The organism is Longivirga aurantiaca (genome assembly GCF_042660085.1).
In the GTDB taxonomy this organism is placed as follows: Bacteria; Actinomycetota; Actinomycetes; order S36-B12; family CAIYMF01; genus Longivirga; species Longivirga aurantiaca.
Genome location: NZ_JBHSTI010000002.1, coordinates 313,645 through 339,687, shown reverse-complemented (window position 1 = coordinate 339,687; position 26,043 = coordinate 313,645). Strand labels below are relative to the sequence as shown.

The 26,043-nt window shown below is 72.2% G+C and carries 30 protein-coding genes, 1 tRNA gene and 1 riboswitch; of the genes, 14 read left to right on the top strand and 17 right to left on the bottom strand.

Annotation, left to right across the window (positions count from 1 at the left end; all coding sequences use genetic code 11):
• Window positions 1-8: 8 nt before the first annotated feature.
• Both ACFQGU_RS01840 and ACFQGU_RS01835 read right to left on the bottom strand, forming a co-directional pair.
• Window positions 9-1,208 (bottom strand): low temperature requirement protein A, encoded by a 1,200-nt coding sequence (locus ACFQGU_RS01840; RefSeq protein WP_386763645.1) that lies wholly within the window; start codon window positions 1,206-1,208, stop codon window positions 9-11.
• A gap of 150 nt (window positions 1,209-1,358) precedes the next feature.
• Window positions 1,359-2,093 (bottom strand): SDR family oxidoreductase, encoded by a 735-nt coding sequence (locus tag ACFQGU_RS01835; protein ID WP_386763644.1) that lies wholly within the window; start codon window positions 2,091-2,093, stop codon window positions 1,359-1,361.
• Window positions 2,094-2,201: 108 nt separating this feature from the next.
• On the opposite strand from ACFQGU_RS01835, the gene ACFQGU_RS01830 reads away from it, so the two are divergent.
• The gene (locus ACFQGU_RS01830; protein ID WP_386763643.1) at window positions 2,202-2,750 is read left to right on the top strand and encodes a GNAT family N-acetyltransferase; all 549 of its coding nucleotides are present in this window, start codon (window positions 2,202-2,204) and stop codon (window positions 2,748-2,750) included.
• A 1-nt stretch (window position 2,751) separates the two neighbouring features.
• Here the strand turns inward: ACFQGU_RS01830 and ACFQGU_RS01825 are convergent, their stop codons facing one another.
• Window positions 2,752-3,306 carry a GNAT family N-acetyltransferase gene (locus ACFQGU_RS01825; RefSeq protein WP_386763642.1) on the bottom strand — a complete coding sequence of 185 codons (555 nt, stop codon included), beginning with the start codon at window positions 3,304-3,306 and terminating at the stop codon, window positions 2,752-2,754.
• Between the two features lie 203 nt (window positions 3,307-3,509).
• Here ACFQGU_RS01825 and ACFQGU_RS01820 point away from each other — a divergent pair, with 203 nt between their 5' ends.
• Window positions 3,510-3,656, top strand: a complete 147-nt coding sequence (locus ACFQGU_RS01820) for a hypothetical protein (protein ID WP_386763641.1) — start codon at window positions 3,510-3,512, stop codon at window positions 3,654-3,656.
• Between the two features lie 135 nt (window positions 3,657-3,791).
• Here the strand turns inward: ACFQGU_RS01820 and ACFQGU_RS01815 are convergent, their stop codons facing one another.
• Window positions 3,792-4,652: a prephenate dehydratase gene (locus ACFQGU_RS01815; RefSeq protein ID WP_386763640.1), complete on the bottom strand. Its 861-nt coding sequence runs from the start codon at window positions 4,650-4,652 to the stop codon at window positions 3,792-3,794.
• A gap of 196 nt (window positions 4,653-4,848) precedes the next feature.
• Window positions 4,849-6,471, bottom strand: coding sequence for a chaperonin GroEL (gene groL, locus ACFQGU_RS01810; RefSeq protein WP_386763639.1), 1,623 nt, complete (start codon window positions 6,469-6,471; stop codon window positions 4,849-4,851).
• A 305-nt stretch (window positions 6,472-6,776) separates the two neighbouring features.
• Between groL and ACFQGU_RS01805 the strand changes: the two genes are divergently transcribed.
• On the top strand, window positions 6,777-7,124 hold the full coding sequence (locus ACFQGU_RS01805; RefSeq protein ID WP_386763638.1) for a DUF5709 domain-containing protein: 348 nt from the start codon (window positions 6,777-6,779) through the stop codon (window positions 7,122-7,124).
• Between the two features lie 171 nt (window positions 7,125-7,295).
• On the opposite strand, the gene ACFQGU_RS01800 is transcribed toward ACFQGU_RS01805, so the two are convergent.
• Both ACFQGU_RS01800 and thrC read right to left on the bottom strand, forming a co-directional pair.
• Window positions 7,296-7,577, bottom strand: a complete 282-nt coding sequence (locus ACFQGU_RS01800; RefSeq protein WP_386763637.1) for a MoaD/ThiS family protein — start codon at window positions 7,575-7,577, stop codon at window positions 7,296-7,298.
• 94 nt (window positions 7,578-7,671) lie between these two features.
• Complete coding sequence (thrC, locus tag ACFQGU_RS01795) at window positions 7,672-8,970, bottom strand: threonine synthase (protein WP_386763636.1); 1,299 nt, start codon at window positions 8,968-8,970, stop codon at window positions 7,672-7,674.
• 13 nt (window positions 8,971-8,983) lie between these two features.
• Window positions 8,984-9,136: riboswitch (SAM riboswitch) on the bottom strand.
• Between the two features lie 152 nt (window positions 9,137-9,288).
• On the opposite strand from thrC, the gene ACFQGU_RS01790 reads away from it, so the two are divergent.
• Both ACFQGU_RS01790 and ACFQGU_RS01785 read left to right on the top strand, forming a co-directional pair.
• Window positions 9,289-10,263 (top strand): glucosyl-3-phosphoglycerate synthase, encoded by a 975-nt coding sequence (locus ACFQGU_RS01790; RefSeq protein WP_386763635.1) that lies wholly within the window; start codon window positions 9,289-9,291, stop codon window positions 10,261-10,263.
• Complete coding sequence (locus tag ACFQGU_RS01785; protein ID WP_386763634.1) at window positions 10,256-10,687, top strand: hypothetical protein; 432 nt, start codon at window positions 10,256-10,258, stop codon at window positions 10,685-10,687. Before ACFQGU_RS01790 ends, ACFQGU_RS01785 begins: the two co-directional genes overlap by 8 nt.
• Before the next feature lie 4 nt (window positions 10,688-10,691).
• On the opposite strand, the gene ACFQGU_RS01780 is transcribed toward ACFQGU_RS01785, so the two are convergent.
• From ACFQGU_RS01780 to ACFQGU_RS01765, 4 genes are all read right to left on the bottom strand, one after another.
• The gene (locus ACFQGU_RS01780; protein WP_386763633.1) at window positions 10,692-11,384 is read right to left on the bottom strand and encodes a LytR C-terminal domain-containing protein; all 693 of its coding nucleotides are present in this window, start codon (window positions 11,382-11,384) and stop codon (window positions 10,692-10,694) included.
• Window positions 11,385-11,417: 33 nt separating this feature from the next.
• Window positions 11,418-11,708, bottom strand: a complete 291-nt coding sequence (locus ACFQGU_RS01775) for a DUF3263 domain-containing protein (protein ID WP_386763632.1) — start codon at window positions 11,706-11,708, stop codon at window positions 11,418-11,420.
• 195 nt (window positions 11,709-11,903) lie between these two features.
• Window positions 11,904-12,260: a cupin domain-containing protein gene (locus ACFQGU_RS01770; RefSeq protein ID WP_386763631.1), complete on the bottom strand. Its 357-nt coding sequence runs from the start codon at window positions 12,258-12,260 to the stop codon at window positions 11,904-11,906.
• 43 nt (window positions 12,261-12,303) lie between these two features.
• Window positions 12,304-13,050, bottom strand: coding sequence for a potassium channel family protein (locus ACFQGU_RS01765; protein ID WP_386763630.1), 747 nt, complete (start codon window positions 13,048-13,050; stop codon window positions 12,304-12,306).
• Between the two features lie 96 nt (window positions 13,051-13,146).
• Here ACFQGU_RS01765 and ACFQGU_RS01760 point away from each other — a divergent pair, with 96 nt between their 5' ends.
• The 3 genes from ACFQGU_RS01760 to ACFQGU_RS01750 all read left to right on the top strand — a co-directional run bounded on the left by ACFQGU_RS01760 (window position 13,147) and on the right by ACFQGU_RS01750 (window position 15,268).
• A complete protein-coding gene (locus ACFQGU_RS01760; RefSeq protein ID WP_386763629.1) occupies window positions 13,147-14,100 on the top strand; it encodes a DMT family transporter in 954 nt (317 codons plus the stop codon).
• Between the two features lie 44 nt (window positions 14,101-14,144).
• Window positions 14,145-14,288: a hypothetical protein gene (locus ACFQGU_RS01755; RefSeq protein ID WP_386763628.1), complete on the top strand. Its 144-nt coding sequence runs from the start codon at window positions 14,145-14,147 to the stop codon at window positions 14,286-14,288.
• 95 nt (window positions 14,289-14,383) lie between these two features.
• The gene (locus ACFQGU_RS01750) at window positions 14,384-15,268 is read left to right on the top strand and encodes a metallophosphoesterase family protein (protein WP_386763627.1); all 885 of its coding nucleotides are present in this window, start codon (window positions 14,384-14,386) and stop codon (window positions 15,266-15,268) included.
• A 21-nt stretch (window positions 15,269-15,289) separates the two neighbouring features.
• Here the strand turns inward: ACFQGU_RS01750 and ACFQGU_RS01745 are convergent, their stop codons facing one another.
• From ACFQGU_RS01745 to ACFQGU_RS01735, 3 genes are all read right to left on the bottom strand, one after another.
• Entirely contained in the window at window positions 15,290-15,649 is a 360-nt protein-coding gene (locus tag ACFQGU_RS01745; RefSeq protein ID WP_386763626.1) for a hypothetical protein, read from the bottom strand.
• Between the two features lie 141 nt (window positions 15,650-15,790).
• Window positions 15,791-16,744: a hypothetical protein gene (locus tag ACFQGU_RS01740; protein WP_386763625.1), complete on the bottom strand. Its 954-nt coding sequence runs from the start codon at window positions 16,742-16,744 to the stop codon at window positions 15,791-15,793.
• Window positions 16,745-16,761: 17 nt separating this feature from the next.
• On the bottom strand, window positions 16,762-18,039 hold the full coding sequence (locus tag ACFQGU_RS01735) for an MFS transporter (protein WP_386763624.1): 1,278 nt from the start codon (window positions 18,037-18,039) through the stop codon (window positions 16,762-16,764).
• Between the two features lie 327 nt (window positions 18,040-18,366).
• Between ACFQGU_RS01735 and ACFQGU_RS01730 the strand changes: the two genes are divergently transcribed.
• Window positions 18,367-19,521 carry a hypothetical protein gene (locus tag ACFQGU_RS01730; protein WP_386763623.1) on the top strand — a complete coding sequence of 385 codons (1,155 nt, stop codon included), beginning with the start codon at window positions 18,367-18,369 and terminating at the stop codon, window positions 19,519-19,521.
• Here ACFQGU_RS01730 and ACFQGU_RS01725 read toward each other — a convergent pair.
• From ACFQGU_RS01725 to ACFQGU_RS01715, 3 genes are all read right to left on the bottom strand, one after another.
• A tRNA-Thr gene (locus ACFQGU_RS01725) sits at window positions 19,521-19,593 on the bottom strand. The two genes, ACFQGU_RS01730 and ACFQGU_RS01725, sit on opposite strands and share 1 nt — an antisense overlap.
• Window positions 19,594-19,651: 58 nt before the next feature.
• On the bottom strand, window positions 19,652-20,326 hold the full coding sequence (locus ACFQGU_RS01720) for a DUF4386 family protein (protein ID WP_386763622.1): 675 nt from the start codon (window positions 20,324-20,326) through the stop codon (window positions 19,652-19,654).
• Window positions 20,323-20,895 carry a hypothetical protein gene (locus ACFQGU_RS01715; RefSeq protein WP_386763621.1) on the bottom strand — a complete coding sequence of 191 codons (573 nt, stop codon included), beginning with the start codon at window positions 20,893-20,895 and terminating at the stop codon, window positions 20,323-20,325. The genes ACFQGU_RS01720 and ACFQGU_RS01715 overlap by 4 nt, the downstream gene beginning before the upstream one ends.
• 30 nt (window positions 20,896-20,925) lie before the next feature.
• Between ACFQGU_RS01715 and ACFQGU_RS01710 the strand changes: the two genes are divergently transcribed.
• The 5 genes from ACFQGU_RS01710 (at window position 20,926) to otsB (ending at window position 25,973) form a co-directional block, all read left to right on the top strand.
• Window positions 20,926-21,582, top strand: a complete 657-nt coding sequence (locus ACFQGU_RS01710; RefSeq protein ID WP_386763620.1) for a TetR/AcrR family transcriptional regulator — start codon at window positions 20,926-20,928, stop codon at window positions 21,580-21,582.
• Window positions 21,583-21,993: 411 nt separating this feature from the next.
• A complete protein-coding gene (locus ACFQGU_RS01705; protein ID WP_386763619.1) occupies window positions 21,994-22,353 on the top strand; it encodes a hypothetical protein in 360 nt (119 codons plus the stop codon).
• Between the two features lie 39 nt (window positions 22,354-22,392).
• Complete coding sequence (gene kynU, locus ACFQGU_RS01700; RefSeq protein ID WP_386763618.1) at window positions 22,393-23,637, top strand: kynureninase; 1,245 nt, start codon at window positions 22,393-22,395, stop codon at window positions 23,635-23,637.
• Window positions 23,638-23,745: 108 nt separating this feature from the next.
• Window positions 23,746-25,203 carry an alpha,alpha-trehalose-phosphate synthase (UDP-forming) gene (locus ACFQGU_RS01695; RefSeq protein WP_386763617.1) on the top strand — a complete coding sequence of 486 codons (1,458 nt, stop codon included), beginning with the start codon at window positions 23,746-23,748 and terminating at the stop codon, window positions 25,201-25,203.
• Window positions 25,200-25,973, top strand: a complete 774-nt coding sequence (gene otsB / locus ACFQGU_RS01690) for a trehalose-phosphatase (RefSeq protein WP_386763616.1) — start codon at window positions 25,200-25,202, stop codon at window positions 25,971-25,973. The genes ACFQGU_RS01695 and otsB overlap by 4 nt, the downstream gene beginning before the upstream one ends.
• Window positions 25,974-26,043: the final 70 nt, after the last annotated feature.

Sequence of the window (26,043 nt, the reverse complement as noted above, 5' to 3'; positions counted from 1 at the left end):
GACTGTGGTCAGTGCTCCCCCGCGTGGTGGTCCTCGTGGGCGGCGCGGAGGTGCCGGCGCCACGGAGCGAAGGCCAGCGTCTCGTAGGTGACGAGCGCCAGCAGCACCGACATCAGCGTCACGAGGCTCACCCACGCGGGAACGGCCACACCGAGCGGCACGCAGGCGAGCAGCAGCAGCATGATCACCGTGCGCTGGAGGTTCCAGGAGCCCATGTTGCGCTTGCGGAAGAGCAGGTGGCCGAGCAGGTAGAGCGCGACGCCGCCGAAGAGCGCGAACGACGCCACGAGCTTGAGCTCGGAGTCGATGTCGACGAACGACTTCTTGAGGCCCAGGGCGAGCAGCACGATCCCGGCCACCATCGGCAGGTGGAAGTAGTTGAACGAGTCGCGCGCGAGCCTGTTGCGCTGCTCGACGTCGACGCTCGCGAGCCGGCGCTCGGCCGCGATGGCGACGACGTCGAAGTAGAGCCACCAGAGGCACGCCACCGAGGCGAACCCCACGAGCACCGCGATCATCGTGCGCACGTCGTACAGCTGGTCGCTGACGCCGACGCCGAGGGCCACCAGCGACTCGCCCAGCGCGATGATGATCACGAGGCCGTGCCGCTCGGCGAAGTGGTGGGGGCTGAGCTCCCACCCCTTCGTGCCCGCGACGAGCGGGGCCCCGACGTCGACCGCGATCGCGACCGCCCAGAGCAGGCCGCGCGGCCACCCGGGCGGGAGGAAGGCCGCGACGAGGATCAGCGCGGATCCGAGGAGCAGACCCGGCGCGAGCCGGGCCACGGCGGCACCGACGTCGGGCTTGTCCCGACCGATCACGCGGAAGAGCACCACGTGGGCGAGGCGCACGGCGAAGTACGTGACGCCGAACAGCAGCGCCTGGTCGCGCGAGCCCCCGGCGACGTCGCCGAGCTGGCCGAACGCTCCGGGGGCCGCGAGCGCGGTCAGGAACATCGCGCCCATCGCGGCGAGCATCACGATGCGCGCGACGCCGTCCTCGGCATCGGTCGTGGTGCCGATCCAGACGTACGCGACCCACGCCCACCACAGCACCGTGAGCACGGCCATCCCGCGCAGGAGCCCCAGCCAGGTGGGATCGGCCGCCATCAGCGCCGTCACCTGGGTGAGGGAGAAGACGAAGACCAGGTCGAAGAAGAGCTCGAGCGGGGTCACCCGCCGCTCGACCACCACCGGCTGCTCGCTCACGAGAGGGACGGTAGACGTCGTACGCCCCGGTGCACGCCGGAATCAGCCGTGGGCGAAGGACAGCCCGCGGATCTGCCCCCGGTTCGGTCGTGAAGTCACGACCGAACGTGTGGGGAAGCAACGACATCGGGGGCAAATCCCCGGGTGGGGCTAGCTGCCCTGGCCCATCGACCACAGGGTCCAGATCGCGGTGCGCAGGGAGCGGGGCTGCTCGAGCGTGTGCACGACGGCCGATGCGACGTCCTCGGCGGTGAGCCATTCGGCGAACCGCGGGTCGTCCTCGGTGCGACCCGCTCCGACGGCGAACTCGGTCGCCGTGCCGGCGGGGCAGATGAGGGTGACGCGCACGCCCCGCTCGCGCAGCTCGCGGTCGAGCGATCCGGCGAGACCCACCTGCGCGTGCTTCGTCCCGGCGTACACCGCCTCGTCCGGACCGCCGCGGAAGCCGGCGACGCTGGAGACGATCACGACGTCGCCGCCGTCGCCGGTGGCGAGGATCGCCGGGAGGGCTGCACGCACGGACCACACGGTCCCGGCGTAGTTCGTGTCCATCATGAACGCGAGGTCCTCGTCGGTCTGGTCGAGGATCCCGCCGTACATGCCGACGCCGGCGTTCGGCACCACCGAGTCGAGCCGGCCCCAGCGGTCGACGGCGGCAGCCACCAGGCGCGCGTTGTCCTCCGGCGAGCGCACGTCCATGACGACGCCGACGGCGTTGTCGGCGCCCAGCTCGGCGACGAGCTCGTCGAGCCTCTCCTGGCGACGACCGCCGAGCGCGACCTTGGCCCCCTTGGCCACGAGCTGGCGCGCCGTCTCCCGGCCGATGCCGGCGGTGGCCCCGGTGATGACGACGACGGTCCCGGTGAGATCACGGCTGGCGGGCATGGGTGCTCCTGGTGCGACGGGCCACGGGCCACGGGTGGGACCTCATCCCACCACGGACGAGCGCGCGGCACACGTCGCGCGACCGACTGCCGTGGCTAGGGTCGCGCCATGGCCGACATCCGTGTCCGTGCAGCGTCCCCGCGCGACGCCGAACGGATCGCCGCGGTCTACGCACCGCACGTGGAGGCGTCGTACGCGTCGTTCGAAGAGGTCGCGCCGGACGCCCGGGAGATGGCCGCGCGTATGGCAGCCGCCCCGCTCCTGCCATGGCTGGTCGCGGAGGACGCGGAGGAGCGCGTGCTCGGGTTCGCCTACGCAGCCCACCACCGCGTGCGCCGGGCCTACCGCTGGGCGTGCGACGTGTCGGTCTACCTGGACGCCGGCGCCACGGGCCGCGGGATCGGCACGGCGCTGTATGCCGAGCTGCTCCCGACGGTCGAGCGGCTCGGCTACGTGCAGTGCTTCGCTGGGATCGCGCTGCCGAACGACGCGAGCGTCGCGCTGCACCGTGCGCACGGGTTCGCGCAGTTCGGCGTCTATCGCGACGTCGGCTTCAAGCTCGGCGCCTGGCGCAGCGTCGCCTGGTTCCAGCGGACCCTGGCCGACCCGCCGTCCGACCCCGCCGAGCCGAAGGGCTGGGCGCCGGACGGCGGGTGAGTCAGGCGAGGTCGATGCGGTACTTCACGCCCAGGTGCCCGCCGTACTGCTCGGGCTCGACGAACTCCCCGAGCGACACTCCGCCGTTGGCCTCGATCACCCGCTGCGAGCCGATGTTGTCCGGCTGGGTCGTGATCTCGACGTACGGGAGCCCCTCCGTCCGGACGATGTCGAGCATCTGGCGCAGCGCCTCGGTCGCGTAGCCCCGGCGCTGCTTCCAGGGGACGACGCTGTAGCCGATGTGGCCGAGCACGTGCGGCGGGAGGTCGGGCGTGCCGGGCTGCCAGCGGGCGTTGATGGCGCCGCAGAACTCGCCGTCCCACAGCCAGCGCACCACGCCGGGGATGCGGGCCACCTCGGTGCCGTCGGGCAGCGTGATCGTCCGGCCGCCTCCGTCGCGCTCGTTGAACTGCGCCAGCGCGAGGTCGGGGTCGGCCGAGACCCGGGCGAGCTCGGCGCGCCAGTAGCCGGGGTCGGTCGTCGTCGGCGACCACTCCCGGCGCAGGGCGTCGAGGTAGCCGTCGAGGTAGGCGCGGTCCGGCGCGACGAGGTCCATCTGCCGATGCTCGCAGCGGGACGGTGTCCCGCGCGCGCGAGTTGCCTGTCACCCGTCCTGCCTCTCGTCCTGCTCAAGACGGCACGAACGGCCGGTGCCCGCGGTAGCCCGTTCGGAGCACCACGGGTTGCACCACCCGAACGGCTCACCAGCGTCGCGCGTGTCCGTTCGATGAACGGACTGTGATCAAGGAGGTGGCGGCCATGTGGACCGCGACTACGTACGACGGCACCCAGGCCGTCATGGACCTGCTCCGCAGCGGCGTCTCGCTGTCCCTGCTGCTCGACCTGGCCGAGCCGTCGGGTCCGCGCTCTGCCGAGCTCTACGTGGCCGAGCTGGTGGCCCTCTGATCGCATCTGACGAACGTCGACGGAGGCCCGGGGCACCTGCCCCGGGCCTTCGCGCGTCCGGAACCGGCAGCGCCGTCGTACCCGGGTAACGAGGGTGCGCTCCACGACGGGATCGCCACCCACCTACCGGGGCGGTCAGGTGCGGAACGGGCTCGCGGGGTAGGTGCCCAGCATCCGCACCGAGCTGGAGAAGAACGCGAGCTCCTCGAGCGCCAGGGCGAGCGGGCGGTCGTCGGGGTGGCCCTCGACGTCGGCGTAGAACTCCGTCGCGGTGAACGTGCCGTCGAGCTGGTAGCTCTCGAGCTTGGTCATGTTGACGCCGTTGGTGGCGAAACCTCCGAGCGCCTTGTAGAGGGCAGCGGGGACGTTGCGCACCCGGAAGACGAACGACGTCACGACGAGCGAGCCGTCGTGCTCGGGCACCTGCGGCTCCCGGGCGAGGACGACGAACCGCGTGGTGTTGGTGTGCTCGTCCTCGACGTCCTCGGCGAGGATCTCGAGCCCGTAGAGCGCGGCGGCGCGGTGCGGCGCAAGGGCGGCCACGGCCGGGTCGCCGAGCTCGGCGACGACGCGGGCGGCCCCGGCAGTGTCGTCGGCCACCACGGGGCGCCACCCGTGCTCGCGCACGAGCCTGCGGCACTGCCCGAGGGCGTGGATGTGGCTGCGCACGGTCGTGATCTGGTCGAGCCGGGTGCCGGGCACGGCCATGAGCTGGAAGTGGATCGGCATGAAGTACTCGCCGATGATCGACAGGCCCGACCCGGGCAGCAGGTGGTGGATGTCGGCCACCCGACCGGCGATCGAGTTCTCGATCGGGATCATCGCGAGGTCGGCCTCGCCGTTCACCACGGCGGCGAGGGCATCCTCGAAGGTGGCGTTCGGCAGCGTCGGGACGCCGGGGAAGACGGCCTCGCAGGCGGCGTCGGAGTTCGACCCCGGCTCGCCCTGGTACGAGATGCGGGCGCCGTCTGGCAGGGACGCGGAATCGCTGGACACGCCCCGGAGCGTAGTGCCCGGGCCGCACGCGCCCGGCACCGGATACGGCACTCATGATCACGAGTACGGGTCATCCGGTGCAGCTCAACTGCCGTGATCGACCCTAGGGGCGCAGAAGTGCGGCCGGAGACATGCGTACCGCCCGGGACCGTGGGGGCCCGGGCGGTACGAGGTCGTGCGTGGTGGTGCGGACGGACTAGAAGTCCATGCCGCCCATGTCGGGCGCGCCGCCGCCGGCCGGGGTCTTCTCCGGCTTGTCGGCGATGACGGCCTCGGTGGTGAGGAAGAGCGCCGCGATGGAGGCGGCGTTCTGCAGCGCCGAGCGCGTCACCTTGGCGGGGTCGATGATCCCGGCCTTGATGAGGTCGACGTACTCGCCGTTGGCGGCGTTGAGACCCCAGCCCGGCTCGAGGTTGCGCACCTTCTCCGCCACGACGCCGCCCTCGAGGCCGGCGTTGATCGCGATCTGCTTGAGCGGGGCCTCGACCGCGACGCGGACGATGTTCGCGCCGGTGGCCTCGTCACCCTCGAGCTCGAGCTTGGCGAAGGCCGCCACGCTCGCCTGGAGCAGGGCGACGCCGCCGCCGGCGACGATGCCCTCCTCGACGGCCGCCTTGGCGTTGCGCACGGCGTCCTCGATGCGGTGCTTGCGCTCCTTGAGCTCGACCTCGGTGGCCGCACCCGCCTTGATGACGGCCACGCCGCCGGCGAGCTTGGCGAGGCGCTCCTGGAGCTTCTCGCGGTCGTAGTCCGAGTCCGACTTCTCGATCTCGGCACGGATCTGGTTCACGCGGCCGGCGATCTGCTCCGAGTCGCCCGCACCCTCGACGATCGTGGTCTCGTCCTTGGTGACGACGACCTTGCGGGCCTTGCCGAGCAGCTCGAGGCCGACGGTGTCGAGCTTGAGGCCGACTTCCTCGGAGATGACCTGGCCGCCGGTGAGGATCGCGATGTCCTGCAGCATGGCCTTGCGACGGTCGCCGAAGCCGGGGGCCTTGACGGCGACCGAGCGGAAGGTGCCGCGGATCTTGTTGACGACGAGCGTCGACAGGGCCTCGCCCTCGACGTCCTCGGCGATGATGACGAGCGGCTTGCCCGACTGCATGACCTTCTCGAGGATCGGCAGGAGGTCCTTGACGCCCGAGATCTTGGAGTTGGCGATGAGGACGTAGGTGTCCTCGTACACGGCTTCCATGCGCTCGGCGTCGGTCACGAAGTAGCCGGAGATGTAGCCCTTGTCGAAGCGCATGCCCTCGGTGAGCTCGAGCTCGAGACCGAAGGTGTTGCTCTCCTCGACGGTGATGACGCCTTCCTTGCCGACCTTGTCCATCGCCTCGGCGATGATCTCGCCGATCATGGGGTCAGCGGCGGAGATGGACGCGGTCGCAGCGATCTGCTCCTTGGTCTCGACCTCCTTGGCCATCGAGAGGAGCTCGGCGCTCACGGCCTCGACGGCCTTCTCGATGCCGCGCTTGAGCGCCATCGGGTTGGCACCCGCGGCAACGTTGCGCAGGCCCTCGCGCACGAGCGCCTGGGCGAGAACGGTCGCGGTCGTCGTGCCGTCACCGGCGACGTCGTCGGTCTTCTTCGCGACCTCCTTGACCAGCTCGGCGCCGATCTTCTCGTACGGGTCGTCGAGCTCGATCTCCTTGGCGATGGAGACACCGTCGTTGGTGATCGTGGGGGCGCCCCACTTCTTCTCCAGGACGACGTTGCGGCCCTTCGGGCCGAGGGTCACCTTCACCGCGTCGGCGAGGGTGTTCATACCCCGCTCGAGCGCGCGACGGGCGGTCTCGTCGAACGCAATGATCTTCGCCATGTGGCTGCCGATCCCTTTCGCTTCAGGTTGGACGACCTCGTCGGTGCCCGCGACGGACGGACGGCCCGGGACGACGGTGGCGCCTGCCCGGCCCGACCTCACCCACGGAGGTCTCGCGTACCACCCGTGCCCGACCGTCGCGACAGCTCGGCTGTCACTCGGGTGGGTCGAGTGCTAACGCCATTGTTGGCACTCTCGGGGTCCGAGTGCAAGCCGCGACCGCCCTCCGGACCCCTGCCGGGAGGCACCCGGACGGCTCCCGCACATGCCGCGCGTCCCGGGTGCCAGCGGGACACAATGACCTCATGAGCACCAACGAGCGCGAGTACACGGGTCTCGGGCACGGGACCGAGGACGAGAAGTACGACGGCCCGGCGTACCCCGGGCGCGGCCAGGCGGGCGACGAGGTCGCCGACGCGCTCGAGGCCGACCTGACCGAGCAGTACGGCTCGGACGACCCCGCCGCCGCCTTCGCGCCGCACCGCGAGGGGCACCGCGAGGTCATCGTCGGGCGCCTGACCGAGGACCGCGACGCCCTCGACAGCGAGCACGACGACGTGACCGCGCACGACTCCGGCGAGGACGACGACCTCACCGCCGAGGAGGCTGCTCTCCACTACGTCGACCCGGAGTACGACCCGATCCCCGAGTAGGTCGCCACACGTCCCTCAGGAACGGGTACCCAGCCCTCCCCCGGGAGGGACCCCGGATCGCCCGACGGCACCGAGCGCGCGAGCGCCCGGTGCCGTCCTTCGTCGGAGCACAGACCGCGAGAGCCCCGCACCCGTCGCGCAGACGGATGCGGGGCTCTCGGCGTACGACGATCAGCCGCCGGCCACGGCGGGGATGATCGAGACCTTCGTGCCCGCGGGCGTCGGGGTGTCGAGGCCGCCGACGAAGCGGACGTCCTCGTCGTCGGCGTACACGTTGACGAACCGGCGCAGCTTGCCCTCGTCGTCGAGCACGCGGGCCTTGATGCCGGGCGCGGCGGCCTCGAGGGCGTCGAGCACCGATGTGAGGGTGTCCTCGGCCGGCTCGACGGTCACCTCGCTGGCGCCGTCGGTGTAGGTGCGCAGGATCGTCGGGATCCGGACCGACACGCTCATGGCACTGCCTTCTCTCGTTGCTCCGCGAGTTACTGCCCACATGGTCGCTGAAGCACTTCGCTCAACGACCGTTTGGGCAGTAGCTCGGGTCAGGTCAGGGGGTGGTGAGGACTCGGGTGACCTCGTCGACGTCGGCGTCGATCACGGCGGTGGGGCCGACGTGGCCGAGGACGGCGTCGAGGGTCTTGAGGCCGTCTCCGGTGTTGAGCAGCACGGTCTCTGCGGCCGGGTCGGCAGCGCCGGAGGCGAGCAGCTGGCGCAGCACGGCCACGGTCACACCGCCCGCGGTCTCGGCGAAGATGCCCTCGGTCTCGGCGAGCAGCCGGATGCCCTCGGTCACCTCCGCGTCGCTCACGTCGCCGATCGCGCCGCCGGAGCGGCGTACGGCGTCGAGCGCGTAGGGGCCGTCGGCCGGGTTGCCGATCGCGAGCGACTTGGCGATGGTGTTCGGCCGCTGCGGGCGCACGACGTCGTGGCCCTCGCGGAACGCCACCGAGACCGGCGAGCACCCCGTGGCCTGCGCACCGAAGACGCGGTACGGCGTGTCCGCTACGAGACCGAGCTGCACGAACTCGCGGAACGCCTTGTCCACCTTGGTGAGCAGCGACCCCGACGCGATCGGCGAGATGACCTGCTGCGGGAGGCGCCACCCGAGCTGCTCGGCGATCTCGTACCCGACCGTCTTCGAGCCCTCGGCGTAGTACGGGCGCAGGTTGACGTTGACGAAGCCCCAGTCCTCGGTGAGCGGGTCGCCGATGAGCTCGGAGCAGAGGCGGTTGACGTCGTCGTAGCTGCCGTTGACCGCGAGCAGCGTGCCGCCGTACGTCGCCGCCGTCACGACCTTGCCGTCCTCGAGGTCGGACGGGATGACCACGACCGACTTCTGGCCGCCGCGCGCCGCAGCCGCGGCCACGGCACCGGCGAGGTTGCCGGTGGAGGCGCACGCGATGGTGCCGAGGCCGAGGCGGCGGGCCGCGCTCTGCGCGACGGCGACGACGCGGTCCTTGAACGAGTGCGTCGGGTTGCCGCTGTCGTCCTTGACCCAGAGCGTGCCGGTCATCCCGAGCGCCCGCGCCAGGTTGTCGGCGCGCACGAGGCGCGTCATGCCGGGGTTCAGGTTGGGCTCGTCGCCGGCGTACGACGCGACCGGCAGCAGGCACGCGTAGCGCCACATGTTCTGCGGGCCGGACTCGATGCGCTCGCGCGTCACGTCGACGTAGTCGTAGCCGACCTCGAGCGGGCCGAAGCACTCGATGCAGGCGTACGCGGCACCGAGCGCATAGGAGGAGCCGCACTCACGACAGGTGAGGCGCGCGGCCGGACCGAAGTCGGGGGCGGCGGGGGGAGCGTCGTCGGCCGGCAGCTCGGACGCGGGGATGAACGACGTGGACATGGCGAGGCCTCTCTCCTCATCTTCCCTGCCTGACCGTTCGGCCGACAGGACGGAGTTGGCACCTTCTCCGGTCGGCCTCGCGCGACGTCTGCACGTCGCTCGGAGGTTGTCCGGGTGGTTGCCGGGGCTTCATCGGGCCGTATCCCTCTGCCCCTCTGGATGAGCGATGTTCTGTTGTGCCGGGCCGGAAGCCTCGACGGGAGGGAACACCCGGCCCGGGGGCCGACGTTCACTCCGTGCGCAAGACTGTACGGGAGTCCCGCCCCTCGGGACGACGCAGGTCCGGATCGTGAGACATCGCTGAGATGAAGGAGAGCCGTGCGCGAGGACGTCGCAGCCTGGTTCGAGCGTCGCACGACCACGGCCTCGGACTGGCCGGTCGACCTCCTCGCGACCGTGAAGGGCCCGACCACGGTGAGCGTCGTGCTCCCCGCGCTCAACGAGGAGCCCACGGTCGGCCGGATCGTCGAGATCGTGCACCGCTCGTTCGGGGCGGCCGCGCCCGAGCACCGACGCCTGGTCGACGAGCTCGTCGTGATCGACGGCGGCTCCAGCGACCGGACCGCCGAGATCGCCGCGGCGGCGGGTGCACGCGTCGTGCAGCGCGCCGAGATCCTGCCGGAGCACACGGGCAGCGGCGGCAAGGGCGAGGCCATGTGGCGATCCCTCGCCGTCACGACGGGCGACATCGTGGTGTTCGTCGACGCCGACCTCCAGTCGTTCACACCGTCGTACGTCACAGGGCTGCTCGGGCCTCTCCTCACCGACGACTCCGTGCACCTGGTCAAGGCCGTGTACGAGCGGCCCCTGGTCGAGGGCGCGACCGTCGTCCCGGCAGGCGGAGGGCGCGTCACCGAGCTCGTCGCGCGGCCGCTGCTGAACCTGCTCTGGCCCGAGCTCGCAGGGGTGGTGCAGCCGCTGGCCGGGGAGTACGCCGCCCGACGCCCGCTGCTCGAGTCGCTGCCGTTCCCCTGCGGCTACGGCGTGGAGATCGCGCTCCTCGTCGACACCTACGAACGGCTCGGTCTCGACGCCATCGCGCAGGTCGACCTCGGCGTCCGCGTGCACCGCCACCACGAGGAGCGGTTCCTCGGCGTCATGGCGGCGGAGATCATGCGGGCGGCGACCGAGCGGCTGCGCCGTCGCGGCGACCTCTCTCTCGCGGCCGACGTCTCCGCCTCGCTGCTGCAGTTCGACCGTGGTGCCTCCGGGTTCTCCGTCACCGAGCACCCAGTGGCCGGCGTCGAGATGCCTCCGATGGCGTCGGTGCGCGCGCCCTCGGTCCATGGCTGAGCCGATCGCACCCGGGTACCGGCTGCGTCGGCTGGTCAACGCGCTCAACTTCTCGACCCTCGCCGGCCTCCTGCTCGCCAAGAGCGAGGGCGCGCGGCTCGAGAAGGGCCCTCACGGCCTGGTGCTCGGCCGGGGCGCAACGGGCACCTTCCCGAAGGCGCGCGCGGTGACCGTCGGCAACGTCGTCATCCTGCGCACCGACCACGTGACCGACGAGCTGCTGCGGCACGAGGGCCGGCACGCGACGCAGTGGGCCTGGTGCGTCCTTGTCTTCCTGCCGCTCTACCTGGTCGCCGTCGCGTGGTCCTACGCCCGCACCGGGGATCACTTCAGCCGCAACGTGTTCGAGCGACGGGCCGGATTGGCCGACGGCGGCTACACCGAGCGCCCGCTGCGCAGCGCGCGACGCCGCGGCACCACGTGAGGCCTCAGCTCGTCGGGTAATCGTCCATGATCACGACCGTGATGCGGTTGGTCCGCATGGCGCCGATCGGCTCCTCGGTGGCGTCAGCTGCCTTGAGGTCGCGGCGCATCGTGGCGGCGGCGTCGTCGCGTCCGTCGACGAACACCGTCGTGGTGTCGACGCCGCCCCCACGCCAGTTGCCGATCGATACGACCGTCCAGCCCTTGGACTTGAGGTCGGCCGCGACCTTGGCCGCGAGCCCCGTGCGACGCGTGCCGTTGAGCACCGTGACCGGCACCGACCGGTCGATGACGACCGCGGTCGGGCTCGGGCTCTCGGTCGGCGTGTCCGACGGGGTCGGGGTGGGCGTCGTGGTCTTCGAGGGCTTCGGGGTGGGCGAGGACGACGAGGGCGACGGCGAGGAGGAGGAGGAGGAGGTCGGGCTGGCGGCCGGGCTGGTCGGGCCGCCGGCCACCACGGACTCGTCCGCCTGCAGCCGGCCCCAGGCTGCGAGCACGGCGACGACGGCGACCACGAGCAGGGCCACGGGGAGCAGGACCCGGCCGAGGGGGGACGGCGTGCCCTCGACGGGCGGCTTGGCGCGGCGTCCCGGGGGACGGGCGGGGAGGACGTCCTCGGGCCCGGAGGGGGTGGGGTCGGGAGGCGTGCCCGGCTGCGGGCGTGCGCCTGTGCCGGGATCGTCGCCGTTCGTCGTCATCGCAGCCTCCGGGTTGCCGGGGCGAGGGCCGAGCTACAGCTCGATGCCGAGACGCCGGGCGGACCGGGCGCGCTGGCGCGAGGCGCGCATGCGGCGCAGCCGCTTGACGAGCATGGGGTCGGCCTCGAGCGCGGCCGGGTTGTCGAGCAGGGTGTTGAGCACCTGGTAGTAGCGGGTGGCGCTCATGTCGAAGAGCTCGCGGATCGCCTGCTCCTTGGCGCCGGCGTACTTCCACCACTGGCGCTCGAACTCGAGGATCTCGCGGTCGCGGTCGGAGAGCACCTCGCGGCTCTGCGTGCTCCCTACGGCGCGCGCGGCGTCCATCGCGGCGGTCCCCTCTCGTGCGTCCTGCGGTCGCTCCCGCGCGCCTTCGGCCCGGGTGCGTGCGGCCACTCTACGGGTCGAATCCCACCCGTGTCATTCACCCCGGGAAAGGGTCCTCCGACTGTCCACCGCACGGGTGCACGGAGTGCGGGCGGCGCTCGATCGCCGCTGCGTCGTCGCAGGTCAGAGCCCCTCCTAGGGGCGGACGACGTACACCTTGCGGAGGGTCTCGTGGATGGTCCAGCGGGTGACCGCACCGGCCGGGAGGAGCCCCACGTCGCCCGGGCCGACCTCCAGCGTCGGGCCGTCCGCGATCTCGATCGTGGCTCGACCGCTCAGCACGACGAAGACCTCGTCGGCCTCGACGTCGGTGCTCACGCCGGTCGAGTGCTGCCACAGCCCGACCGCGAGGTCGTCGCTCTCGTGCAGGGCGAGGAACCGCACCTCCGGGGCGCCAGACACCACCTGGTCGGGCGCGAGCGGCGACTCGGTGAGGTCGGCGTCGGGCAGGGCGACGGCGTGCACCACGTGGGCGGTCTGCGTGAAGGCCATGCCCCGACCCTACGAGGCCGACCGGTGGTCCGGGCCGGGCTCGTCAGGAGGGATGGCCCTCGGCCTGGCCCGGCGGGTCGTCCGGGTCGGTGCCACCAGCGGACTGCAGGCGCGCGAGGGCGACCTCGATGCGGGCGAGCCGCTCGTCGAGCACGTCGAGAGTGACCGCGTTCTCGCCCTGGTCGGGGTCCTGCACGAAGCGCGCGGCGATGATGGCGGTGACGACCGAGATGAGCACCACGCCGTTGACGAGCATGAGCGTGGCGATGACCCGCCCGGTCGGGCTCACCGGCACGTAGTCGCCGTAGCCGACGGTGGTGACCGTGACCAGAGCCCACCAGATCGCGTCGCCGTACGAGTGGATGTTCGAGTCCGGGTAGTCGCGTTCGGCCGCCAGCACGAGCACCGCGCCGAAGATGACGATGAGCACGGTCAGGTACGCGGCGTAGACCTGTACGCGCTGGATGAGCCGTCCCCGGTGGAAGGCCAGCCGGACGAACACGTACGCGATCATGCCGATCCGGAAGAAGGGGATCGCGACGGCGACCACCTCGAACCAGTGCCTGCGGAGGAAGGCCCGCCTGTCGTCGTCGAGCGCGATGCGGATGACGAGGTCGAGCGCGAACACGACCCACGAGATCGCGATGAGGAAGCTGCCGGTCGCGGTGTCGCCCGCGCCTGCGATCAACTCGAGGAGCCCGGCGAGGAACAGCACGGCGGCGGCGAACAGGACGATCGAGGACCGGTCCTCGTAGGTGTGACGCCGATGGGCGAGGGGTGTCTCGGTCACGCGGCCATCCTCTCGCCGCGGGGCCCTGGCCCCGGTGCGACACGAGCACGAGCGCCCGGTCCGGCAGAGCGATCCGCCGTACGGCAGCCTGTGCCGGTGGCCACCACGCATCCCTCCGCCGAGCGGCACACGCCCCCGCCGCGCGAGTGGCTGGGCGCGTGGGTCGGTCTCACGGTCGTGTGGGGCTTCGTCTTCTACTTCATCAAGCTCGCGCTCGAGTCGTTCGAGCCGGTGCAGGTCGCCTTCGGGCGTTGCTTCCTCGGCGCGCTCACGCTCCTGCTCGTCGCGGCGGCCACCCGAACGCGGCTGCCGCGCGGACGGGTGGTGTGGATAGACCTCGCCGTCGTCGCCCTCCTGCTGAACACGCTTCCGTACCTGTTGTTCGCGTGGGCCGAGACGCGCGTGTCATCCGTGCTGGCCGGCATCTGGAACGCGGCGACGCCGCTCTTCGTGCTGGCGTTCGGGCTGCTCATCACGCCGTGGGAGAAGGCCACGCGCGAGAAGCTCGTCGGCCTGGCGATCGGCTTCCTCGGCGCCCTCGTCGTGCTCGGCTTCTGGGACCTCGGCAACGGGGGCGACCCGCTCGGCAGCCTCGCGTGCATCGCGGCGACCGCCTGCTACGGCATCGGGATGCCCTACACGCGACGGCGTCTCGTCCATCGCGCAGAACCCGCCGTGTCGCTGATGTCGGGCCAGCTGCTGATGTCGTCGCTGCAGCTCGGCGTGCTGACCCTGCTGTTCAGCTCGGCACCGTCCGACGTCACGCCGGTGGCGGCCTGGTCGATGGTGTTCCTCGGCGTGCTCGGCACCGGGTGGGCGTTCCTGCTGAACTTCCGGCTGATCGCCGACACGGGCGGCGTGGTGGCCGCCTCGGTGACCTACGCCATGCCCGTGGTGTCCACGGCCGCCGGCGTGCTCCTCCTGGGCGAGGCGCTCACGTGGAACCAGCCGGTCGGAGCGCTGATCGTGCTGTCGGGCGTCGCGCTGGTGCAGGGCCTCGCCCGCGTACCTCTACGCCGTACGGGGGACGGGATTCGAGACCACGGCTAGCCCGCGCCGATCACCGCCATGACGCCACGTCAAGGAGATGCGTCATGAGGATCACGAGGGACACCGTCCGGATCGTCGTACCGCCGCTGCTCGCGCTGGGGCTCGTCGCTGCCCTCGCCCATCCCGCCGACGCAGGACCCGCGCCGGTACAGCAGCGGACGCCGGTCGCCCAGACGGTCGGCCGCTGACCACAACGCGCAGCCCCGTCGAGTCCGTCATGCGGACCGGCAGAGGACAGGCGCGGTCCTGCGGGGCAATGATCGGTCCGACCCGAGGAGTCGTCGTGACCACCGCCCTGCTCCGTCTGCGCACCGCTGCCGCGCTCGCCGCCCTGGCTCTGCTCGCCACTGCCGGGGGCGTCGCGTCAGCGGCTCCCGCCACACCCGGCGCTGTCGTCCCTGCGGCGACGTCCGCCCTCGGCACCCGGATCGTCGCGGTCGGCGACATCGCCAGCGCCGGCGGGGCGCAGGCGCGCACCGCCGCCATCGTCACCAAGCGTCAGCCGCAGCGCCTGATCGCCCTCGGCGACCTGGCGTACAACGCCGGGTCGAAGTCGAATTTCGCGAACTACTACAACCCGTCGTACGGGAAGTTCAAGGCCATCACCTGGCCGGTGCCTGGCAATCACGAGTACATGACCTCGGGGGCCTCCGGCTACAAGGCCTACTTCGGCATCACCGGCGTCACGTGGTGGACGCACCGCATCGGCGCCTGGACCGTCATCGGCCTCGACAGCGAGAAGGCCGGCAGCAGCACGCAGATCGCGTACCTGAAGTCGGCGCTCGCCGCCAACAACGGGCGCCCCACGATCGTGGTCTGGCACAGGCCGCGCTACTCGACGGGCGAGCACCGCAACGCCACGGACACCCAGACGATGTGGGCCACTGCTGCGCGCGACCGCGACGTGAGGATCGTCCTCTGGGGGCACGACCACGACTACGAGCGCATGAGCGTGCCTGTCACGAGCACTCACAGCGTGCAGGCGTTCGTCGTCGGCACCGGCGGCGCGTCGCTGCGCAGCTTCGCGACGGGCTACGGGCCATTCACGGTGAAGCGCATCTCCGGCACGTACGGCGTGCTCGACCTCCGCCTGCGCTCCACCGGCTGGTCCTGGTTCTTCGTCCGCACCGACGGAACCGTCGGCGACTCGGGTTCGCGCGCCCTGTAGCGAACGGCGGGGCCGAGCACGTCATGCATCCACGACTGTCGCCGAGGGCGCATGGGCACGGAACTGCTCGAGGTTGTAGCGGCACTCGCGCTCGTGCCGGAACCCTCGCCCGGACGTCGCGACCACCAGGTCATAGGCCGTGATGAGGTGCCACGCCCACCGGCCGGTGGTCGGGTTGTGCACGATGTGCGCCCCGCCGCCCGCTGCGAGGACCCGGACGTCCCCGATCGCCGCGAGGGCCGCCTCGGCGTCCGCGTAGGCGAGGGCGGACCGGCCGAGCTCCCGGTTGTTGGCCCCGAGGAGGCGCCAGCCGACGCCTCCCCTGCCTGGCTCGTGCACCAGGCGGCCGCCCGGGACGAGCCGGAACCGGGGAGCGGACACGCGATCGCCCCCTTTGCGCACGTCGAGAAGCCGACGGAGCTCCGGCGGCGACCGCAGCCTGCCGAGCCGGGCATGCCGGAGGCCGACCTCCGGGTGAACGGGCGGAGGTGGATCCGTGAACGGTCCCGTCGGGGCGGGCGCTCAGCCCTGGAGCCGGGAGTCCAGCCAGGAGAGGGACGCATCGCGCCACCAGGCCTGGTGCTCGCGCAGGTACGGCGATCCCGGCACCTCCTCCTGCGCCGCGACGTCCACGAAGAAGCCCGCGACAGCAGCAAGGAACGCGACCAGCGCGTCCTCGTCGACGCCGTCGGTGAGCGGGCTCGCCGCCCACAGCGTGTCGGCGTCGAGGCCGTCCCCGTGCACCGACACGAGCAGCGCCGCGAGGTCGAGCCAGGCGGCCCCGAGGGTGAGGTGGTTCCAGTCGCACACGACCACCGAGCCGTCCGGCCGCACGAGGAGGTTGTCGTCGCGCAGGTCGAAGTGCAGGCCCGTCGTCCCCGCGCACCGCACGGTCCACGACGCCTCGGCGGCCGCGAGGTCGCCGACCAGCGGCGCCCACCCCTCCGCGAGCGGCACGGCCAGCGCCGCCTGGTCGCCGGAGGAGCGGCGACGCCAGAACGAGAAGTCGTCGTCCCATTCCGTCAGCGGGTGGGGCGCAGGCAGCGCCTCAGGCACGGGCGTGAGCTCGTCGGCGAGCAGCACGCACAGGTCGACCACCGCCGACAGCTCCGACGGGTCCCACGGCCGCAGGGGATGCCGGCCTTCGACGTCCTCGAAGGCAGCCACGAACCATGCGCCGAGATCACGCGTCCAGAGCACCCGCGGTGCAGGAACGGCAGCCGGAAGCCCCCGCACCACCGCCGACTCCCGCTCGTACGACGGTCGGGCGAAGACGTGCTGCTCGGACGTCGCTGCCTTCACGAACAGGCGTCGTCCGTCCTCCAGCTCGAGGCGGCTCGCAAACCCGCTGGTGAATCCGCCGCCCTGCGAAACCGCTTGGCGCACAGACGATCCCGCGCACTCCTCGATGGCGTGGCGCACCTCGGCCGGCAGGCCGTCCCAGGTCGGCCGCACGGCGCTGGCTGCCTGCGGCACGCGTAACGGGATCGCGGTCACGACACCGGCGCCGCGGGTCGGCGCATGGCCGGGCTCGCGGCCATCGCGACGAGGAGGAGGACGGGCACGACTGCGACGGCGCAGAGCACGGCGTACGACGACCCCGCGACGATGAAGCCGGCGATCGCCCCGCCCACGGCCGCAGCGAGGTTCATGCAGAGGTCGGACAGGCCCTGCACCGACGGGCGCTCGTTCTCCTCGACGTCGTCGCTCACGAGGGTCGACCCGGCGATGAGGGTGAACGACCAGCCGAGCCCGAGGAGGAACAGGCCGACCGCGAGAACGGGCACGGCGTCGGACGGTGCGAGCCCGCACACCACGCAGGAGACGAGCAGGATGGCGGCTCCCACCAGGATCATCGGCACCCTGCCGTACCGGTCGACGAGCCAGCCGACGGCGGGCGAGAAGGCGTACATCCCGAGCACGTGCACCGAGATCACGAGCCCGATGAGGTTCAACGACACGTCCACGTGCGCCATGTGGACCGGTGTCATGACCATGACCATGACCATCACCACGTGGCCCAGCGAGACGCTGGTCACGCCGAGCACCGCCCGACGATGCCGTCGCAGATGCTGCAGCCCGTCGCGCAGGCTCGCCTTCGGCAGCTGCACCCCGGACGCCTCCGCTGCCAACGACCGCGAGAGCAGGTAGGGGTCCGGTCGCATGAAGAGCTGCAGCACGACCACGGAGGCACCGAACATGAGCGCTGCGACGAGGTAGGGGCCGGTGAGCTGGGGAAGTCCGAGCTCCACCGCTGCCCGCCCCGACATCTCGAGCAGGTTCGGGCCGAGGACCGCGCCGACAGTGCCCGCCCACACGACGATCGCGAGCGCCCGCGCGCGATGAGACGGCACGGCGAGGTCGGTGGCGGCGTACCTCGCCTGAAGGCTGGCGGCGGAGGCGACGCCCACGAAGAACGAACCGAGGAAGACGAGCGGGAGCGACCGCGTGGCTCCCGCGACCACGACGAAGACCGCCCCGAGTGCGCCGAGGCCGTAGCCGAGCGAGAGGGCGGCCCGCCGCCCGCGGGACAACGCGATGCGCGCCAGCGGAAGCGCCAGGGCTGCGGCCCCGATGACACCCGTGGTCTGGGCGAGACCGGCGACCGCCTCGTCCGCAAGCGAGGCGGCGATCAGGGCGCCCGCGGGGATGGACCCCGCGACCGCGATGCCCCCGGCCACGGCGGCCGCCGACAACGAGCGGACGGTCCGTTGCTGGATCGCGGCGACGTCGGCGACGCTCGACGTCGCCGTGTTGCTGTCCGTGGCCACCCCGTGACGCTAGCGCGACGGGGCCCAGGGCCGAGCGCGGGAATCGCCGCGGGGCTCGCTGAGGGCTCGGCGCGACTACCTCCCAGCGCCTTCCTCCGTTCGGTTTCCGTTCACCCGTTCGGCCTAACGTCGCGGCCACCAGCAGCCCCGCCCGGAGGAGCTCTCGTGCACGAGGTACGCCGAGGATCGGCGCCCCGCGGTCGTCACGAGGCGGCCGTCGTCCGCGGCGCGCATGAGCGCGTCGGCGGGCCCCGGCACGCGGCGTCGGGCCCGCGGATCCGCCTAACCGCGCCGATTCTCGCCTCCATCGCGGTGCTGACGATCGCGATGATGGCGATCCCGGTGGTGCGAACCGGTGCGTCGGACGCGGCCCGCGCCGTGGGTGGCGTGCTGACCGGCGTACCGGGTGCGCCGCAGACCGAGGCCATGGGTGCCGACGGCCTCTACCGAGCCAGCGGCACGGCCTCGGCCGACGACGCGACGATGGGCCCGGGTGGGTCCGACGTCTCCGGCCCCGGAGCGGACCCGGTGCAGGTGACCACGACCAGCAGCGGCCAGGTCGTGGTGGACGGGCTCGACCAGCCGTTCGACCCCGCTGCCACGTCTGCGTTCACGCCGTGGTTCCCGCCGCTGGAAGCGGACGGCACACCGAGCCCGAGCGGCTCGGAGGCGCCCACCGACACAACACCCAGCGACGAGACGCTCGTCGACGTCCCCGTCGTGCCGATCGAGTTCACGCCGGACCCGACGCCCGTCCCGACCGAGTTCCCGACCGAGTTCCCGACCGAGGCACCCACTCCCGAGCCGACGCCGTCGGCGAGTGCTGAGCCGACGCCGTCGCAGACGCCGTCGTACGAGCCCACCCCGTCACCGGCGCCGACCACGTGGGCGCCCGGCACCCCGCCCGTGACCCCGGGACCCGTCTCGGACGCCGCCCTGCGCTTCTCGCCCCCCGCGCTCAGCAACCCTCAGGTGATGGCGTTCCCCGAAGGTTCGGTCAGCATCAAGCTCGATGTGACGCGCGACTACATCCTCACGCTTCCGCGCGACCGGCCGCTCGTGAACACGATGGGCCTCACGATCATCGGCGGCCGCAACGTCGTGATCGTCGGCGGGACGGTCGACGTGCGCGACGGTGTGTCCGGCGTACGCCGCGGTGCCTACCTCAAGGACGCGACGCCGAACGGGACGACGTACATCGAGGGCGTCCGCTTCGTGTCGACGACGGTCGGCGCCCTGACCGAGGGGATCGACATCGCGTCGCCGGGCGCCCGGGTGGTCCTGCAGAACATCGCGATCACCGGGGCGCTGAGATCCTGCGCGAGCTCACCCTCGACCCCGACCGGGACTACCAGCCCCTGGGACGCAAACCCGGACCAGCGCCCGGCAGCCCGCAACGCGGCGGAGTCAGGAAGAAGACACCCCCGAGACAAACAGAGTCCCGGGACATCCGTTAACGATGTCCCGGGACTTCACACGTGAGCCGGCGAGGGGACTCGAACCCCTAACCACCGCTTTACAAGAGCGGTGCGCTGCCAGTTGCGCCACGCCGGCCTGCGCCCGTCGGGCGCCGGACCAGGGTAGTCGAGCGGCACCCGACGGCTCGCCCGCCTCAGGCCAGGGCGAGCAGGACCCCGAGGGCGACGAGCCATACCGACCACGCGATGTAGACGAAGGGCGTAGCCGCCTCGGCTGCGCGCCATCCGTGCTCGCCGGGACGAGCGACGAACTCCAGCGAGCACAGCACGAGCAGCACGCCGAGGGCGATGCCTGCGACACCGAGGGCGACGGGGAGCGACGTCGACAGCAGGCCGAGGCCGAGCAACGCCGTCCAGGCGCCCGTCAGCAGATAGCCGAGGTGCTCACCGACCGCGACTCCGAGAAGACGGTTGAGCAGGGCGAGCTCGGACTCGAGGACGGCCTTGCCCGCGTCGTCCGCGGACTCGTGCCGGGCCGCGAGCCACGGCACGACCTGCACCCAGCGCACGAGGCCGAGCACCTGCACGACGGCGGCGAGCACGCCGACGGTGGTCACGAGCTGCGCGAATCCCCCGCGCAGTCCGACGGCGTCGGTGGTGAGGACCGCCAGCGGCACCATGAGCAGCGCCGACAGCAGGAAGGCCCACCACCGCAGGGCGAGCGCCGATCCACCGGCGCGCACGCGCTCCATCACCTCGGCGGCGGGACGGCGCAGGACATCGGGGTAGGAGAACGTGCGTCCGAGCTCGGCGAAGGCCGCGTTGAACAGGATCGGTACGGCGACGAGGAGGACGACCGCGGCGCTCATGCCGTCGCCTCGACGGCCATGCGGCGGCCGGCGAGCGCGAGGAGGCCGGCGAGCGACGCCGAGTAGACCAGCGCGCCCGAGGCGCCGAAGACCGCCCAGCCCTGGGTGAGGTCGACGCCGACGAGCGCGGTCACCTGCCACGCCAGCGGCCAGAGCACGGCCACGGCAGCGCCCCAGGCCACGCGCAGCCGGGCCGGCAGGACCAGGGCCTGCGCGGCTCCGACCAGCACGCCGGTGACGAGGCCGATGGCGAGCAGGTCGGATCGGTCGGTGCTCACGAGGCCGAGCCCGGCGGTGACGGCGAGGCCGATGCCCACCGCCGCCGTCGTGGCCGCGATCCACCAGGCAGAGACGACCGTCCGCAGGACGAGCCACTGCGCGGCACCGACGACCAGCCCGACGATCGCACCCCCGACGAGGCCGGCGGTGACCGAGTCGACAGGTCCCACCACGGCGCGGGCGAGGAGCCCCGCAGGCGGGAAGGCGAGGAACGTGAGGGCGAAGAGCCAGGGCTTGCTGACCATGACGACGAGCTCCTTGAGTCCGATGTGTACGGCGTACACATTCACAGGAGCGAGTGTGGAGTGTACGGTGTACACATGTCAAGCGACCCGAAGAAGCCGCGGCAGACGCTGACCCGCGAGCGCGTGCTCGACGAGGCGTGGGAGCTCATCCGCGCCGAGGGCACCGACGGCCTGTCGATGCGGGCGCTGTCGCAGCGTCTCGGCGTCGTGCCGATGGCGCTCTACCGCCACGTGCAGGACAAGGACGACCTGCTCGACGGGCTGCTCGACCTGCTCACCGCACGGGTGCCGATCCCGGGCCCGCGCGTCGCGCCGCGCTCTGCGCTCGAGCGCCTCGCACGGGGGATCCGCGACCAGGTCGTCGACAACCCCGCGCTCGTCCCGGCCCTCGTCCTGCGGCCCTCGCTCACGCCGGCGGCGTACCGCATGGGCGAGCGCGCGCTGAGCGCCTTCGTGCAGCTCGGCCTCTCCGTCGACGACGCCACCCGCGCGTGGGACGCCGTCTCGATCTACGCGCTCGGCTTCGGGGTGTTCGCCGCACCCCGCCGGGTCGACGGCGCGTTCCCGGGCTCGCTCGGCGGGTACGCCGAACGCGCGACCCCGAGCGAGGACATGCTCGCGGCCCAGACCGACCTCGCCCGCACCGACTGGGTCACGGACACGCAGTTCGACCACGGCCTCGCCGCCCTTCTCGACGGCCTCCTGCCCCCTCGCCCGTCGCGGGATCTGTGAACTCGTCGTCCCGCGAGGCGGCGCGAGGCCGGGGGACGACGGATGAGCGGACGGCGAGCGGCGGGCCGAGGCGCAGCTGTCACGGCTCGGCCTCGTCGCGCCGCAGGTCCAGGTCGGCCCTGAGGGCTGCCCGACCGCCGACGTCCCGGCGACGCTTCGCGACGGCGCGGAGCTCGTCGGCGCGGCGGCCCTGTGCGCCACGGCGATCACGGAGGCGGCGACGCCGCAGGCCGCTCTCGCGGTGACCTGGGCGTTCCAGCACCTCGGTGCGGCGTACGCCTGCGGCGGGGCGGGCCGCATGCTGCCGTTCCGCGCCGACTGCTCGTCGTTCGTCTCCCGCGCGTACGCCGAGGGCGCGGGCCTGGCCACGGCCGGCGACACGTGGGCGCCGTCCACGCGCAACATGGTGCCGTGGGACGGGTCACGCTCGACCCGCACTACGCGAAGGTCTCACCCACCGCGCTGCGCCCCGGCGACCTCGTCCTCTACGACACGTGCCCGCAGGGCGGCTGCCCCTACAAGCACGTCGTGATGTACCTCGGCGCCGACACGTCCGGCGCCGAGTGGATGCTGCACACCAACTCCTGCGGCGACGTCGCGAAGGTCGAGCGCTTCTGGGGCTTCCCCAACGAGGGCTCGCACACGTTCCTCGTCGCGCGCCGGGTGCTCGCGCTTCCGGGCGAGAAGGTCGTCGGCTCGGCAGGGATGCCTCTGCGCCCGGCGAAGCCGGCGGCACCGCGGTCCGACGGCGCCTCGGGCGCCATCGGCTGACGTCGTACGTGGGCGGCGCGTTCGTGGCAGCCTCTGCCCATGACCGAAGCCACGTCGCGCACGTACGCCGAGAGCCTCGACGGCTCTGACCCGCTCGCCGGGTTCCGGCTCCGGTTCGAGATCCCCGACCCGGCGGTCGTGTACCTCGACGGCAACTCGCTCGGCCGGCTGCCCGCCGCGACGGCCGACCGCATCTCCACGGTCGTCCACGGCGAGTGGGGCGACCGGCTCATCCGCTCGTGGAGCGAGGGCTGGATGGACCGGCCGTTCGAGGTCGGGGACCGGCTGGGCGCGGCTCTGCTCGGCGCAGGGCCGGGCGAGACGGTCGTCTGCGACAACACCACGGTCAACCTCTACAAGGTGCTCGGCGCGGCGATGTCGATGCGGCCCGACCGGTCCACCGTCGTCGCGCACCGCGGCGAGTTCCCCACCGACCGCTACGTGGCCGCCGAGGTCGCACGATCGCGCAGCGGCTCGGTGAAGTGGCTGGGCCCGCTGGATCCGTCGGTGCCGTTCCCGGTCTCGCCGGTGACGGCGAACGACGTCGCGGCGGCGCTGCACGACGACGTGGCCGTCGTGCTGCTGTCCGTCGTCGACTACCGGTCGGCCGCGCTCGCCGACATCGGGGCCATCACGCGCGCGGTGCACGACGAGGGAGCCCTCGTCGTCTGGGACTGCTCGCACGCGGGCGGGTCGGTCCCGCTCGACCTCCCGGGATCCGGCGCCGACTTCGCCGTCGGGTGCTCGTACAAGTTCATCAACGGCGGCCCGGGTGCACCCGCGTGGATCTGGGCCGCACCGCGGCACCACGGCTCGATGACCAACCCGATCCCGGGATGGATGGGGCACGAGGACGTCTTCGCCATGACCGGCGACTACGCCCCCGCGCCCGGCATCCGCCGGTTCATGACCGGTACGCCGTCCGCGATCGCGCTGGCCGCGGTGGACGCCGGCGTCGCGCTGCTCGAGGAGGCCGGCATGGACGCCGTGCGGGCGAAGTCGACCGCGCTGACGTCGTACTGCATCGACCTGGCCGACTCGTGGCTCGCGCCGTTCGGCGTCGAGGTCGCGACACCGCGCGACCCGTCCCAGCGCGGGGCGCACGTGACGCTCCGGCACCCGGATGCGCTCGCGCTGACGCAGGCGCTCACCGACCGCGGCGTGATCCCCGACTTCCGCCACCCCGACGGCGTCCGGGTCGGCCTCGCGCCGCTGACCACGCGCTTCACCGACGTCCACGACGGCATCGCCTCGCTGCGGGCGCTGCTCGAGGCACTCGGGTGAACGCGGGTGCACGCAGCGTGACGTGATCGTGGGACATCCCACACCCGCCCGCTCAGCGGGCACCTCGAGGTTTGACCACGCCGTGCGCGGAGCATCTACGGTCATGAGATGACCGCCTCCCATGACCTGCTCGTGATCGCCAACCGGTTGCCGGTGTCGGCGGAGGAGCATGCGGACGGCACCACCGCCTGGAACCGCTCCCCCGGTGGCCTCGTCAGCGCGCTCGAGCCCGTGCTCCGCGAGCACGACGCCGTGTGGATCGGGTGGTCCGGTCGGTTCGCGCCCGACCCGTACTCCACCGAGGACCTCGGCCGCGAGCTCGAGCCCCTGCCCGACGACGTCGGCCCGTGCGCGCTGTCCGAGGTCGAGCTCGGCCGCGACGAGCTCGAGGGCTTCTACGAGGGCTTCAGCAACTCCACGATCTGGCCGCTATACCACGACGCCATCGCCACGCCGGTCTACCACCGCCACCACTGGGAGCCGTACGTCGCGGTCAACCGCCGCTTCGCGCGCCGTGCCGCCGAGCTGGCCGCCGAGGGTGCCACGGTGTGGGTGCACGACTACCAGCTGCAGCTCGTCCCGCAGATGCTGCGCGAGATGCGCCCCGATCTGCGCATCGGCTTCTTCCTGCACATCCCGTTCCCGCCCGAGGAGCTGTTCCTGCAGCTGCCGTGGCGCAAGCAGATCATCGAGGGCCTGCTGGGCTCGGACCTCGTCGGCTTCCACACGCCCGGAGGCGCGGCGAACTTCCTGCGCATCACCGGCCGCCTGCTCGGTCTCGACTTCGACGAGACCGGCGTCGACGTGCCCGACTCCTCCCGTGCCTCCGGCGTACGGCGCGTGACGGTCGGCGCTTTCCCGATCTCCATCGACACGCGCGAGTACGACGCCATGGCGCGCACGGCCGAGATCCATGACCGCGCGATCGAGATCCGGGAGAAGCTCGGCAACCCGCGGTGGGTCATCCTCGGCGTCGACCGCCTCGACTACACCAAGGGCATCGACGTACGCCTCAAGGCCTTCACCGAGCTGCTCGAGGGCGGCACGATCGAGCCCGGCGAGGCCGTCTTCGTGCAGATCGCGACCCCGAGCCGCGAGAACGTCGAGGACTACCAGCGCCTGCGCGACGAGATCGAGCTGATGGTCGGCCGAGCCCTCGGCGACCACGGCCTCATCGGTGCGCCGCCCATCCAGTACCTGCACCAGCCGTTCGACCGCGAGACGCTCGTGTCGTTCTACCTCGCGGCCGACGTCATGCTCGTGACGCCGTACCGCGACGGGATGAACCTCGTGTGCAAGGAGTACGTCGCGTCCCGCACCGACGGCACCGGGGCGCTCGTGCTGTCGGAGTTCGCGGGGGCCGCGGTCGAGCTGACCGACGCGTTCCTCGTGAACCCGTACGACGCCGAGGGCGTGAAGCAGGCGCTCGTCGACGCGATGCGCGACGACCCGGCCGACCTCTCGATGCGCATGAAGGCCATGCGCGAGCACCTCTTCGAGCACGACGTCGCACGATGGGCGGCGTCGTTCCTCGACGCGCTCGAGGAGTCGGAGCAGAACCGATGAGCACCGGCGCGGTCGAGCCGCTGCTGCGTGAGGCCCTAAGCACGGCGTCCCGCGCGGCTCACCTGCTCGTCGCGTGCGACTTCGACGGCACGCTCGCGCCGATCGTCGCCCATCGCGACGACGCCCGCGCCCTTACCCCCTCGCTCGACGCGCTCGGCCTGCTCACCGCTCTGCGCGACACGACGGTCGCCGTCGTGTCAGGCCGGGCCCTGCGCGACCTCGCGGACGTCGGCCACCTCCCGGAGGGCGTGCTGCTCGTCGGGAGCCACGGGGCGGAGCTCGGCGACGACGAGCCCGACCATGACGTCGTGGCCCGCCGCGACGCGTTGATCGACGCGGTGCGGTCGGTCACCGCGGGCGTCGACGGGGTCGACCTCGAGCCCAAGCCCGCAGGTGTCGCCGTGCACGTCCGGGCAGCCGCCCGCACCGACGCGGCCCGGGTGCTCGACGCCCTGCGCGCCGGGCCCGCGCAGCTCCCCGGGGTCGTCGCCCTCGCCGGCAAGGAGGTGCTCGAGCTCTCGGTGGTGAGCGCCGACAAGGGTGCTGCGCTCGAGGTGCTGCGCCGCCGTGCGACCGCGACCGCGACCGTGTTCCTGGGCGACGACCTCACCGACGAGACGGCGTTCGAGCGCCTGCTCCCCGGCGACGTCGGCGTCAAGGTGGGTCCGGGCGTGACCGGGGCCGAGCACCGGGTGCCCGACCCCCACGTGGTCGCCGACGCGCTGGCACTCCTCGCCACCGAGCGCGCGGCCTGGCTCGCCCGCTCCTAGCGCCCCACCCGTCGGCGGCATCCCCGCGAAGGCCTACCGGAGCGCGCCGCAACCGGTTACTCTCGCGGTG

Coding starts and splice junctions, on each gene's coding strand:
- ACFQGU_RS01835 (WP_386763644.1), bottom strand. CDS start 2,093: ATGCCCGCCAGCCGTGATCTCACCGGGACCGTCGTCGTCATCACCGGG.
- ACFQGU_RS01830 (WP_386763643.1), top strand. CDS start 2,202: ATGGCCGACATCCGTGTCCGTGCAGCGTCCCCGCGCGACGCCGAACGG.
- ACFQGU_RS01825 (WP_386763642.1), bottom strand. CDS start 3,306: ATGGACCTCGTCGCGCCGGACCGCGCCTACCTCGACGGCTACCTCGAC.
- ACFQGU_RS01820 (WP_386763641.1), top strand. CDS start 3,510: ATGTGGACCGCGACTACGTACGACGGCACCCAGGCCGTCATGGACCTG.
- groL (WP_386763639.1), bottom strand. CDS start 6,471: ATGGCGAAGATCATTGCGTTCGACGAGACCGCCCGTCGCGCGCTCGAG.
- ACFQGU_RS01805 (WP_386763638.1), top strand. CDS start 6,777: ATGAGCACCAACGAGCGCGAGTACACGGGTCTCGGGCACGGGACCGAG.
- ACFQGU_RS01800 (WP_386763637.1), bottom strand. CDS start 7,577: ATGAGCGTGTCGGTCCGGATCCCGACGATCCTGCGCACCTACACCGAC.
- thrC (WP_386763636.1), bottom strand. CDS start 8,970: ATGTCCACGTCGTTCATCCCCGCGTCCGAGCTGCCGGCCGACGACGCT.
- ACFQGU_RS01785 (WP_386763634.1), top strand. CDS start 10,256: ATGGCTGAGCCGATCGCACCCGGGTACCGGCTGCGTCGGCTGGTCAAC.
- ACFQGU_RS01780 (WP_386763633.1), bottom strand. CDS start 11,384: ATGACGACGAACGGCGACGATCCCGGCACAGGCGCACGCCCGCAGCCG.
- ACFQGU_RS01775 (WP_386763632.1), bottom strand. CDS start 11,708: ATGGACGCCGCGCGCGCCGTAGGGAGCACGCAGAGCCGCGAGGTGCTC.
- ACFQGU_RS01770 (WP_386763631.1), bottom strand. CDS start 12,260: ATGGCCTTCACGCAGACCGCCCACGTGGTGCACGCCGTCGCCCTGCCC.
- ACFQGU_RS01755 (WP_386763628.1), top strand. CDS start 14,145: ATGAGGATCACGAGGGACACCGTCCGGATCGTCGTACCGCCGCTGCTC.
- ACFQGU_RS01730 (WP_386763623.1), top strand. CDS start 18,367: ATGATGGCGATCCCGGTGGTGCGAACCGGTGCGTCGGACGCGGCCCGC.
- ACFQGU_RS01720 (WP_386763622.1), bottom strand. CDS start 20,326: ATGAGCGCCGCGGTCGTCCTCCTCGTCGCCGTACCGATCCTGTTCAAC.
- ACFQGU_RS01710 (WP_386763620.1), top strand. CDS start 20,926: ATGTCAAGCGACCCGAAGAAGCCGCGGCAGACGCTGACCCGCGAGCGC.
- kynU (WP_386763618.1), top strand. CDS start 22,393: ATGACCGAAGCCACGTCGCGCACGTACGCCGAGAGCCTCGACGGCTCT.
- ACFQGU_RS01695 (WP_386763617.1), top strand. CDS start 23,746: ATGACCGCCTCCCATGACCTGCTCGTGATCGCCAACCGGTTGCCGGTG.
- otsB (WP_386763616.1), top strand. CDS start 25,200: ATGAGCACCGGCGCGGTCGAGCCGCTGCTGCGTGAGGCCCTAAGCACG.